Here is an 11,313-nt window from a genome sequence, read left to right on the forward strand (position 1 = left end):
CTGGCGGGTCGGCGACCCGCCGGGCCCGCCGCGGGCCCACTACCCGCTGCCCGCCGCGGGCCGCCGCGTCCCGCTGGACGCCGAACTGTCCGCCGAGGTGCTGCCCCCCGGCTGGCGGGTCAGCGACCCCGAACGGCAGTACGTGGCCCGGGCCGGACTGGAACTCCCGCTGGACGAACTCGGCGACGGCACCGCCCGGTTGGTCCGCCTGCTCAGCCAGCTCGCCGCCGCCCCCGCCCCGGGCCCGGTCCTGCTGGACGACCTCGACCGCCACCTGCACCCGTCCTGGCAGCAGCGGATCGGCCCCTGGCTGACCGAGCGCTTCCCGCACGCCCAGTTCCTGGTCGCCACCCACAGCCCGTACGTCTGCCAGGCCGCCGACCCCGGCGCGCTGATCCGGCTCCCCGGCCCCGACGAGGACCGCGCCCCGTACCGGCTGGACGAGGAGATCCGGCAGCGGGTGCTGTACGGCAGCGGCGAGGACACCGCGCTGTCCGAACTGTTCGCCCTGCCCAGCGCCTACTCGCCCGCCGCCGAGGCCGAACGCCGGATGCTGGTGCGCCTGGAGCGCAAGATGTACGCCGGGCAGGCCACCGACGCCGAACTCGCCGAGTACCGCGAACTCGGCGCCAAGCTCAACAGCTCGCTCACCGCCCGGGTCGACGAGGTCACCGCCCGGCTGCTCGGCAGGGACGGGTGATCCCGCTCCAGCGGCCGCCGCTGCAGCCCCGGCTGGCCGCCGAACTCGCCCGCGCCACCGAACGGATACGCACCGACGGCCCCAACACCGCCAGTGGGCGCGCCGCCTGGCGCCGCGCGGTGCGGCCCAAGGCCCAACTGCGGCTGATGCTGCGGCAGATGGCACCCGGCCTGGAGCGCTGCATGTACTGCGGCGACAACCTGGGCACCGACATCGACCACTTCGAACCGATCGCCCAGGCCCCGCTGCGCACCTTCGACTGGCAGAACCACCTGCTGGCCTGCGCGCACTGCAACAGCAACCGCAAGCGCGACCGCTTCCCGCGCGACCCCGCCACCGGCGACGGCCTGCTGGTCGACCCCTGCCGCGAGGACCCGGCCGACCACCTGCGGCTCTACCTGGACTCCGGCGCCTACGACCCGCTGACCGTCCGCGGCGAGGCCACCATCGAGGTGTTCGGCCTCAACGAACGCCCCGAACTGGTCCGCGGCCGCCGGATGATGTTCGCCGTGGTCAAGGCCCTGCTGCTGACCTGGCGGGCCGCCGCCACCCCCGCCGAGGCCGCCGAGTACGCCGCCGCCCTGCGCGAGATCCACCACGCCGACGTGCTGCGCACCGTCCTCGCCCTGCGCCGCCGCCGCCCGCTGGCCCTCGCCGTGCTCGGCCCGGACGTGCTGGACGCGCTCGACCGGCTGGCCGGCGCCGACCCCGGCCTGTCGACCTGAAGGCGGCAACGCGCCTCGCCCGCACGGCCGTCGACCACCTGCCCGCGCTGAAGCGGCGGCCCGGCTCAGACCGGCCGGCCCGGCCCGAGCCGCTGCTCGAACCAGACCACCTTGCCCGCGCCCAGCCGGGTCGCCCCCCAGCGGTCCGCGCACCGGGCCACTATCTGCAGCCCGCGCCCGCGCTCCTCGTCCGGTCCGGCCCGGCGGGTGCGGGGCAGCGCGGGGGAGTCGTCACCGACCTCGCAGCGCAGCAGCGAGGTGCGCACCAGCCGCAGCGTCACCGGCCGGGTGGCGTGCTGGATCGCGTTGGTGACCAGCTCGCTGACCATCAACTCGCAACTCTCCGCCAGGTGTTCGAGCCCCCACCGGCGCAGCGCGTGCCCGGCCAGCCGACGCGCCCGACCCGGCGTCTCGTGCCGCGGCTGCAGGTGCCAGTGCGCCACGTCCTCGGCCGGGATGCCGTCGAACGCGGCCGCCAGCAGCGCGATGTCGTCCGCCCGGTCGCCCGGCGGCAGGATCCGCAGCGCCTCCTGGCACAGCTGCTCCGGCGCGAGCCGGTTCCCGCCCGCGAGCCGGGCCCGCAGCAGCTCCAGGCCGGTGCCCAGCGGGCGGCGGCGGGTCTCCACCAGGCCGTCGGTGAACAGCAGCAGCGCCGAACCGGGCGGCGCGGGCAGCTCCACCGAGGAGAAGTCCACCCCGCCGACGCCGATCGGGGCGCCCGGCGGCAGCTCCAGCAGCTCGCTGACGCCGTCCGGGCCGATCAGCACCGGCGGCACGTGCCCGGCGTTGGCGATCCGCACCCGGCCCGCGATCGGGTCGTACACCGCGTACACGCAGGTCGCCAAGTGGTGCTCGCGGCCCAGCCGTTGGGCCTGCTCGTCGAGGTGGTACAGCACCTCGTGCGGCGGCAGGTCCAGGCCCGCCAGGGTCTGCGCGGAGGTGCGCAGCTGGCCCATCACGGCGGCCGAGGTCAGCGAGTGGCCCATCACGTCGCCGGTGATCAGCGCGACCCGGTTGCCCGGCAGCGGGATCGAGTCGTACCAGTCGCCGCCGACCTGCGCACCGCGCTCGCCCGGCAGGTAGCGGTGCGCCAGCCGGACGCCGTGCGGCTGCGGCAGGTGCGCGGGCAGCATCGAGCGCTGCAGCTCGTCGGCGATCTCCCACTCGCGGGTGTAGCGCAGCGCGGTGTCCACCGCCAGGCCGCCGTGGGTGGCCAGGTGCGCGGCGGTCGCCGTGTCGGCCGGGTCGAAGTCCGCCGGGGTGCCGTCCGCGCCCGGGCGGCGCACCAGCAGCAGCAGGCCGAGCGCGGCCTGCCGCCCGTGCAGCGGCAGCGCCAGCAGCGCCGTCCCGGCCGGCAGTCGGCCCAGCGCCCGGGCGCCGAGCAGTTCGGCGGCCAGGCCGCCCCGAGCGGCCCGCCCGGCGTCCAGCACGGTCGGCCCGTTCGGGGAGCGGCAGGCCAGGGCGCGTTCCAGGGCGCTGCCGGGCAGCACCGGGCGCACCCCCGCGCGGCGGCCCAGCCGGGTGCCGCAGGTGTGCCGCACCGACAGCGCCCGCGGCGGGCCCGGGTCGCGCTCGACGTCCGGCAGCGGGTCGCGGACCAGCACCACCAGGGCGTCCGCCACCGCCGGGACCAGCACCCGGCCCAGGTTGCGCAGGGTGGCGGTCAGGTCGAGCGAGCTGTTGATCCGCCGGGCCGCCCGGTCCAGCGCGGCCAGCCGCTCCGCCAGCCGTTCGGGCCCGGCGGAGGGCACCCCGCCGGAGGCACCCTCGCCGGGCGGCGGGTGCCGCTGGACGGGTACGGCGGGGGACTGCCCCGCCAGGGGCTCCAGGTGGTCGCGCACGGGCTGCCCGATCTGTACAGGTGTGTTATCGGGGAAGGGTACTGACGCCGCGTCAGTCGGTGCGCCGACAGCGCAGGTACAGCTGGGTCTCCGGCGGCTGCGTGGACCCGGCGGGCGCGTACGACTGGCTGTCCGCCGACTCCACCGCGAACCCGGCGCCGGTCAGCAGCCCGGCCAGTTCCTCGCGCAGGTACCCGCTGACCCGGATCTCCTGCTCCAGGAACGGCAGCGGCGCGTCGTCCAGGTCGGCCTCGACCATGCCCAGTGCCAACAGGCCGCCCGGGCGCAGCAGTTCACGGATCCGGCCGAGCGTCTCGGCGATCTCGGCGCGGGGCAGCATCAGCAGCGAGAAGAACGCCGCCGCGGCGTCCAGCGAGCCGTGCCCGGCCGGGCCCAACTCCGGTGCGCCCCAACGGGACCCGGCGCTCTCCAGGCCGAGGTCGAGGACGTCCATCCGGTGGAACGCGGCCGCCGGGACGGCCGCCCGGGCCTGCGCCAGCATGCCCTCCGACAGGTCGACGCCGGTCACCCGCAGTCCGCCGTCGGCCAGTTGGCGGGCGGTCGGCTCGCCGGCCCCGCAGCCCACGTCCAGCACCCGGGCGCCGGCGGGGAGTTCGGCCAGCAGCCAGTCGCCGCACGCGAGCTGCCCGGCCCTGGCCGGAAACACCTCCTGGTAGCGGCCCCCGATCGCGTCGAACACGGCGGCCTGGCGGGCCCGTTCGGCCCGGCGCGCAGCCGCCGCGGACGCCCGGCCGGCGTCGGCGGAGGCAGTGTGCTGTTCGTCCGTCACGATGATCTGGGCACCTCTCCCGCGTGCGTCCTGCCCTGCCCGTCGTGGCCCGCGCTCCACTCCCGACCCTGGCCTTCGAGGATAAACGCGATCACCGCACCGTGGAGTCCGTTTCCGGCCAACTCGTGCGCCGTTGGGCGCTTATCGCCCGCCGGGGGAAGCACACCGGGGCCCGCGACGGAGCGCGCCGCGGCCCCGCGCGCCGCACGGCGCGACCGCGCCGGGCCCGCGACCTGCGCCGACGCGCCTACCCGTACCCGGTCGACGTCCTGGTCGCAGGCGTTTATTGAACGTCAATCGCCAGATGTCAGAGTCCTCTCAGCGCCGGGGAAGCGTCAAGGTGTTCCCGCAGCCGGGGGGCTGCGGGGACGCCGACGCTCCCGGGGGAAGGCTTCCGGCCGGGGGGACCAGGGGGGTACCGCGGGGGGAGGAAGCCTACGGCGCGACGGGGGGAACAGGGGGAGGGGAAGGCTCGGTGTGCCGAGAAGCGATGAGGTCCTGCACCGGCCGGGCCTCGGGCACACCGAGCCGGGTGAACACCGTGAGCGCCTCCTGGAGACAGGCCAGCCCGCGCGAGGGCTGTCCCAGCTCCAGGAGCGCCTCGCCCAGCGCCGCGTTCGCCATGCCCTGGCAGTACGCGGCCTCGATCTCCCGGGCGATCGACAACGACTCCTCGGCCGCCTCCGCCGCCGCCGCGAACTGGCCGTCCGCGAGCAGGCAGGCCGCCAGCCGGGCCAGCGAGTAGCCCTCCCAGATCGGGTGCTGGTGCTGCCGGTACAGCTGGTGCGCCTCCCGCAGGTGCACCGCCGCCTCGCCGGGCGAACCGGTCGCGCGCAGCACCACGCCCAACTGGTAGAGCGTGTCCGCCAGACAGGGCACGTTGCCGGAGGCCCGGGCCACCTCCACCGCGGCGCGCGCCGACTCCTCCGCGTCCGCCTGCCGGTCCAGGTTGACGTACGAGCGGGCCATGTTGCCCAGCAGCCGGGCCTCGGAGATCGGCGCGTTCAGTCGCGCGGCGAGCTTGCGGGCCTGCTCGTAGCGCGGCAGCGCCTCGGCGGGCCGACCGGCCATGAACAGCACGATCGCCAGGGCGTTGGTCGTGACCAGTCGCAGGATCGGCTGGTCGGCCTGCTGCAGCTCCAGGCTCCGGGACAGCTCCTCCTCGGCCTCGGCCAGTGCGCCGCTGATCCGGTGCATCTGCCCGAGCGACGAGTGCACGCAAGCCAGCGCGGGCGGGTCCTGCCGGGCCGCCGGACTGGCCGCCGCGGCCTGGAGCATGGTCCGGATCCGCGGGGCCAGGGTCGGCTCCTCGATCACCGCCACCAGGTTCTGCAGGATGTCCAGGGCCGGCCGCAGCACCGGCAGCGGCGCGTTGGCCGCCGCCTCGACGGCGCTCAGCAGGACGGGGACCTCGGTGCGCAGCCAGCCGCGGGCGTCGTCGTTGTCGGGGAACTGCTGGCCGGGCGAGTCGGCCCGGTGCAGCGGCTCGATGTACAGGTCGTCCGGTTCGATCACCCGCAGGGCGTTCTGCAGGGTGGCGTCCAGCAGGTCGAGCAGCCGCAGCAGCGCCTCCTGCTGCCGGTCCTCGTCCCCCAGCTTGGTGTTCTGCCGCTGCGCGTACAGGCGCAGCAGGTCGTGGTAGCGGTAGCGGCCGGGGGTGAAGCACTCCAGCATGTTGGCCTCGACCAGGGCCTCCGCCAGGTCCTCGGCCTCCTGCTCGGGGGCGCCGAGCAGCGCGGCGACGGCCGACAGCGGCAGGTCGGGGGAGTCGACCAGGGCGAGCAGCCGGAACGCCCGGGCCTCCTCCGGCCGGAGCTGGGCGTAACCGAGCCCCAGGGTGGTCTCCACGGCGAGGTTGCCGAGCTGGAGCTCCTGGAGCCGGTTGCGCTGGTCCGCTAACCGCCGGGCCAGGTCGGAGACGCTCCAGCGCGGCCGGCTGGCCAGCCGGGCGGCGGCGATCCGGACCGCCAGCGGCAGGAACCCGCAGGAGGTCACCACCTGCAGCGCCGCCTCCGGCTCGGCGCCGACCCGCTCGGCGCCGACGATCGCCGAGAACAGCGCGAGCGCCTCGTCCGGGGTCAGCTCCTCGATGTCGACCAGGTGCGCGCCGGGCAGTTCGGCCAGCCGGGAGCGGCTGGTCACCATCACCGCGTTGCCGGAGACGCCGGGGATCAGCGGGCGCAACTGCCCGGCGTCGCGGGCGTTGTCCAGCAGGATCAGCATCCGCTTGTCGGCCAGCAGCGAGCGGTACAGCGCGGCGCGCTGGTCCAGCGAGTCGGGGGTGTCGGAGGAGCCGAGCGCGTGCAGGAAGTCGCCGAGCACCACGGCCGGGTCGGCGGGGGAGGCACCCGCGCCGCGCAGGTCCACGTACAGCTGCCCGTCCGGGAAGTCCGGCCGCAGCGAGTGCGCCACGTGCACCGCGAGGGTGGTCTTGCCGACGCCGCCGATGCCGGCCAGCGAGGTCACCACGACGGCTTGGCCGGAACCCGCCCTCAGCACGTCCCGGAGTTCACCCACCATCTTGCTGCGACCGCTGAAGTCCGAGACGTCGGCGGGCAGTTGGGCGGGCGGAACGAAGACGGCCGGTTCCTCGGCGGCCTTCGGCGGGGCGGCCGAGGGCGCCAGCAGCTCCGGGTCGCCGGCCAGGATCCGGGCGTGCATCGCGGACAGCCCGCCGCCCGGCTCCACGCCCAGCTCGTCGATCAGCAGCTTCCGGGTGTCCGCGTACACGCCCAGCGACTCGGCCTGCCGACCGCTGCGGTACAGCGCCAGCATCAGCAGCTCGCGCAGCCGTTCGCGCAGCGGGTGCGCGGCGGACAGCGAGTTCAACTCGGCCACCACGTCCGCGTGCAGGCCGATCTCCAGGGCCAGCGCGCAGCGCTCCTCGGCCACCGCGAGCTGCCGCTCGGCCAGTCGGCCGCGCTGGGTCTCGGCGTACGGCCCGGGCACGCCGGGCAGCGGACGGCCGCGCCACAGGTCGAGCGCGGCGACCAGGGTGTCGTGGGCGGGGCGCAGGCCGCCGTCGGTCCGGGCGGCGGACGCCTCGGCGACCCGCTGCTCGAAGACCGTCGCGTCCAGGGCGTCGGCCGGGATCCGCAGCGCGTAGCCGTCGGTCATCGAGACCAGGACCTCGGAGGGCTTGCGGGCGGCGCGGTTGGGCTCCAGCACCGAGCGCAGCCGGGAGACGTAGGTGCGCAGCGCGGCCACCGCCTGCGGCGGGGTGCGCTCCCCCCAGATGCCGTCCACCAGGTCGTCGGTGGTCACCGGGCGGCCCTCGCTGAGCAACAGGGCGACCAGGACGGCCTGTTGCTGCGGTGAGCCGAGCGCCAGCGGCACACCGCCGCGCCAAGCCTGGACAGGCCCGAGCACTTGGAAACGCAACGCCTCGGCGGAGCGCGTGTCCTGATGCTCCATGTCCTCCCCTGTGGCCGATGAACCGTCTCTTCCCCCGCACAGCCCCCGGTCGTGTGGGGGCGACAGCTTATGAGGAAGCGCGCAAACGTCCACCAAGTGGATGCGCGGTGCGACGTTTATAAGACATTTAGCGGTCCCTACGATACTGTCCGCGCGCCCGACGACAGTCGCCCGGGTGATCGAACCCTCTCAGCTGAAAGGCGGCCCGCCCCATGGCCGACGAGACCACCACCGCCGTTCCCGAGGCCGAGCAGGCCGCGGCCCCGGTCGAGCACACCGCCGAAGCCGCCGACCCGAACGCGATCGAGCACGCCCTCGACGTGCTGGCCGAGCAGCCCGCTCCGGCGGACGTCCCGGTTCCCGCCACCGGCAAGCCGGGCGAGGACCTCGAACCGCTCGGTGCCATCATCAACTGCCCGTGACCCTCGCCGGCCGCCCCCGCGCGACCAGAACGAGCCCCGACCCTCACCGGCCGGGGCTCGTCCCGTTTCCACGCGCCGCCGCCGCTACTCCGCCGAGCGCACCCGCAGGCTGGTGATCAGCGGGCCGTCGGTGACCTCGGCGAAGAAGTCGTTGCCCTTGTCGTCCACCACGATGAACGCCGGGAAGTCCTCGACCTCGATCCGCCAGACCGCCTCCATGCCGAGCTCGGGGTACTCCAGCACCTCGACCTTCTTGATGCAGTCCTGCGCGAGCCGGGCCGCCGGTCCGCCGATCGAGCCCAGGTAGAAGCCGCCGTGCTCGTTGCACGCCTTGGTGACCTGCTTGGAGCGGTTGCCCTTGGCCAGCATCACCATCGAGCCGCCCGCCGCCTGGAACTGGTCGACGTAGGAGTCCATCCGGCCGGCCGTGGTCGGGCCGAACGAGCCGGACGCGAAGCCCTCGGGGGTCTTCGCCGGGCCCGCGTAGTACACCGGGTGGTCCTTCAGGTACTGCGGCATGCCCTGGCCGGCGTCCAGGCGCTCCTTGATCTTGGCGTGCGCGATGTCGCGGGCCACCACCAGCGTGCCGGTCAGCGAGAGCCGGGTCTTCACCGGGTACTTGGACAGCTCGGCGCGGACCTCGGACATCGGGCGGTTCAGGTCGATCCGCACCACGTCGTCGTTCAGGTGCTCGTCGGTGGTCTCCGGCAGGTACTTCGCCGGGTCGGTCTCCAACTGCTCCAGGAACACGCCCTCGGCGGTGATCTTGCCGAGCGCCTGGCGGTCCGCCGAGCAGGACACCGCCATCGCGACCGGCAGCGAGGCGCCGTGCCGCGGCAGCCGGATGACGCGCACGTCGTGGCAGAAGTACTTGCCGCCGAACTGGGCGCCGATGCCGATCTTCTGGGTCAGCTCGAAGACCTTCTGCTCCAGCTCCAGGTCGCGGAAGCCGTGCCCGGTCCTCGCGTCGCCGCCGGTGGGCAGGTTGTCCAGGTAGTGCGCGGAGGCGTACTTGGCGGTCTTCAGGGCGAACTCGGCGCTGGTGCCGCCGACCACGATCGCCAGGTGGTACGGCGGGCAGGCCGCGGTGCCCAGCGAACGGATCTTCTGCTCCAGGAAGTTGAGCATCGACGCCTCGTTGAGGATCGCCTTGGTCTCCTGGTACAGGTACGACTTGTTGGCGGAGCCGCCGCCCTTCGCCATGAACAGGAACTTGTAGGCGTCCCCGTCGGTGGCGTACAGCTCGATCTGGGCCGGCAGGTTGTTGCCGGTGTTCTTCTCGTCCCACATGGTCACCGGGGCCATCTGGGAGTAGCGCAGGTTCAGCTTGGTGTACGCGTCGAACACGCCGCGGGCGATCGCCGACTCGTCCTCGCCGGAGGTCAGCACGTGCTGGCCGCGCTTGCCCATCACGATCGCGGTGCCGGTGTCCTGGCACATCGGCAGGATGCCGCCGGCCGAGATGTTGACGTTCTTCAGCAGGTCCAGCGCCACGAACCGGTCGTTCGGGCTGGCCTCCGGGTCGTCCAGGATCCGGCGCAGCTGCGCCAGGTGCGCCGGGCGCAGGTAGTGCGAGATGTCGTGCATCGCCTCGGCCGTCAGCAGCCGCAGCGCCTCCGGTTCGACCTGCAGGAAGGTGCGACCGCCGGCCTCGAAGGTCGAGACCCCCTCGGAGGTGAGCTTGCGGTACGGAGTGCTGTCCGTGCCGAGCGGGAGCAGGTCGCGGTAGGCGAACTCTGGGGCCATGGGGTGATCCTTCGGTTCTTTCGGCTTCGTCGACGAGGCACCCTCCAGGTTAGGCGCACCCGCCGCGGCCACCGAGCCCAGGTCCTCCTGCGTGACGGGGGTCACGCCCATTGCCTCGAACCGGCGTTCGGAGCGGGGGCGGGCTCACTAGACTTGTGACGTGGACAACTCTCCCGAGCAGGACCCGCAGGGCGCGCTGCCCGCCCAGCTGCCGAAGAACGAGCCCGCACCGGCCCCCGCCCAGGCCCCCGGCACCGACCTGGCGGCCGAGTTGAAGGCCGCCGACGCCGACCGCGAGCGCGTCGCCGACCTGCTCCGCGACGCGTACGCCGAGGGCCGGCTCACCGCCGACGAGCACGCCGAACGCATCGAGGCGGCCTACGGCGCCCGCACCTTCGGCGAGTTGGAGCCCCTCACCCGCGACCTGCCCAGCCACCCCGGGCCGATCCGGCACAACCTCACCAAGGCCCCGCTGGCGGCCCCGTCCCCCGCCGCGCAGCCCCCGGCCCGGGCCGAGGCGCCCACCATGGTCGCGGTGTTCGGCGGCGCCGCCCGCAAGGGCCGCTGGCGGGTCGGCTCGCACCTCAAGGCGGTCGCCGTGTTCGGCGGCATCGAGATCGACCTCACCGACGCGGTCTTCGAGTCCCCCGAGGTGGTCATCGAGGTGGTCTCGGTGTTCGGCGGCGTCGAGATCCGCGTCCCGGAGAACGTCAGCCTGCACGGCGGCGGCGCGGGCGTGTTCGGCGGCTTCGAGGTGCGCGAGCAGACCTCCGCCGACCCGTACGCCCCGGTGGTCCGGGTCAAGGGCGCCGCGGTGTTCGGCGGCGTCGAGGCCAAGCCGCGGCGCGGCAAGAAGCTCAAGGAGTGGGTCCGCCGGCAGCTCGACGGCTGACCTGCGCGGTTGCGGACGAGGCGTCAACTCGCCGTGCGGCACTCGCCGTTGCCCCGAGTGCAGGGGGTAGCCGGTTGCGTGCGGTGTGCATGAATCCCGGATCGGTGGGGTAGTTCCAATCGCACATCGTTCCTGAACGGCTGTGACCCCTCGGGTCGGCGACGGTGCCACGGCGGGGGAGCACGGGGCAGTCGGGCAGGAGGCGACCGACGTCCCCGAGCCTTGAGCCTGGTCAGGAGTTACCGTGCTGCATCCGATCGAGTCCAGCGCCACCGCCGCCCGCCGCCCGGCGGCCCAGCCGGACGTGGACGACAACCCCTGGCACACCTCGGCCGCCTGCCGCAGCGACGAGGCCGGGCTGTTCTTCGCCCCCTCCAAGGAGCCGACGGCCGCCCGCCTCGCCCGCGAGGAACAGGCCAAGCGCGTCTGCGCCCGCTGCCCGGTCCTGCTCGAATGTCGCGAGCACGCCCTCGCCCAGCCCGAGCCCTACGGCGTCTGGGGCGGCCTCACCGCCGCCGAACGCCGCGTCGTCCTCGCCCGCCGCCGCCGCCGGGAAGCCGAGATCCGCGTCCCGGCCCGCATAGCCGGCTGAAGGCCGCCGCGCCCGGCCGAAGCGGAACCGGGGGCGCGGGGAGAACCGCCGCTCGCGGTTCCCCCCGCGCCCCCGGTTCCGCCCTTCGCCCGGGCGCTAGTTGTTCTGTCCTGTGAGGTTGGGGACGCGGGTGGCGGGTGGTTGGCCTGCGAGTGCGGTGTGTCCGCGGTGGTGATTGTAGGTGTGGAGCC

Annotated in this window: 9 protein-coding genes; 5 read left to right on the top strand and 4 right to left on the bottom strand. The window is 74.4% G+C overall.

The annotated features are described in order from the left end of the window. Together ACWEO5_RS35945 and ACWEO5_RS35950 are read left to right on the top strand one after the other, a co-directional pair. The coding region (locus tag ACWEO5_RS35945) for an AAA family ATPase (RefSeq protein ID WP_452166306.1) at positions 1–700 on the top strand (700 nt) is incomplete at its 5' end. After that, entirely contained in the window at positions 697–1,425 is a 729-nt protein-coding gene (locus ACWEO5_RS35950) for an HNH endonuclease (RefSeq protein ID WP_452166307.1), read from the top strand. The genes ACWEO5_RS35945 and ACWEO5_RS35950, both read left to right, overlap by 4 nt. Before the next feature lie 65 nt (positions 1,426–1,490). Here ACWEO5_RS35950 and ACWEO5_RS35955 read toward each other — a convergent pair whose 3' ends face one another. The 3 genes from ACWEO5_RS35955 to ACWEO5_RS35965 all read right to left on the bottom strand — a co-directional run bounded on the left by ACWEO5_RS35955 (position 1,491) and on the right by ACWEO5_RS35965 (position 7,470). Further along, entirely contained in the window at positions 1,491–3,266 is a 1,776-nt protein-coding gene (locus ACWEO5_RS35955; RefSeq protein WP_452166308.1) for an ATP-binding SpoIIE family protein phosphatase, read from the bottom strand. 52 nt (positions 3,267–3,318) lie between these two features. Continuing rightward, a complete protein-coding gene (locus tag ACWEO5_RS35960; protein ID WP_452166309.1) occupies positions 3,319–4,056 on the bottom strand; it encodes a class I SAM-dependent methyltransferase in 738 nt (245 codons plus the stop codon). 435 nt (positions 4,057–4,491) lie between these two features. Beyond that, a complete protein-coding gene (locus ACWEO5_RS35965; RefSeq protein WP_452166310.1) occupies positions 4,492–7,470 on the bottom strand; it encodes a BTAD domain-containing putative transcriptional regulator in 2,979 nt (992 codons plus the stop codon). 212 nt (positions 7,471–7,682) lie between these two features. Between ACWEO5_RS35965 and ACWEO5_RS35970 the strand changes: the two genes are divergently transcribed. Beyond that, a complete protein-coding gene (locus ACWEO5_RS35970; RefSeq protein WP_452166311.1) occupies positions 7,683–7,892 on the top strand; it encodes a hypothetical protein in 210 nt (69 codons plus the stop codon). An 84-nt stretch (positions 7,893–7,976) separates the two neighbouring features. Here the strand turns inward: ACWEO5_RS35970 and ACWEO5_RS35975 are convergent, their stop codons facing one another. Further along, complete coding sequence (locus ACWEO5_RS35975) at positions 7,977–9,638, bottom strand: fumarate hydratase (protein WP_452166312.1); 1,662 nt, start codon at positions 9,636–9,638, stop codon at positions 7,977–7,979. A gap of 160 nt (positions 9,639–9,798) precedes the next feature. Between ACWEO5_RS35975 and ACWEO5_RS35980 the strand changes: the two genes are divergently transcribed. Together ACWEO5_RS35980 and ACWEO5_RS35985 are read left to right on the top strand one after the other, a co-directional pair. Further along, on the top strand, positions 9,799–10,530 hold the full coding sequence (locus ACWEO5_RS35980) for a DUF1707 SHOCT-like domain-containing protein (protein ID WP_452166313.1): 732 nt from the start codon (positions 9,799–9,801) through the stop codon (positions 10,528–10,530). 244 nt (positions 10,531–10,774) lie between these two features. Then, positions 10,775–11,122 carry a WhiB family transcriptional regulator gene (locus ACWEO5_RS35985; RefSeq protein ID WP_425556853.1) on the top strand — a complete coding sequence of 116 codons (348 nt, stop codon included), beginning with the start codon at positions 10,775–10,777 and terminating at the stop codon, positions 11,120–11,122. Positions 11,123–11,313 lie beyond the last annotated feature (191 nt).

The organism is Kitasatospora sp. NPDC004272, from assembly GCF_053603035.1.

What these genes read in the sequence shown, in the direction of transcription:
- ACWEO5_RS35965 (WP_452166310.1), bottom strand. Translation starts at nt 7,470, where the DNA reads ATGGAGCATCAGGACACGCGCTCCGCCGAGGCGTTGCGTTTCCAAGTG.
- ACWEO5_RS35970 (WP_452166311.1), top strand. Translation starts at nt 7,683, where the DNA reads ATGGCCGACGAGACCACCACCGCCGTTCCCGAGGCCGAGCAGGCCGCG.
- ACWEO5_RS35975 (WP_452166312.1), bottom strand. Translation starts at nt 9,638, where the DNA reads ATGGCCCCAGAGTTCGCCTACCGCGACCTGCTCCCGCTCGGCACGGAC.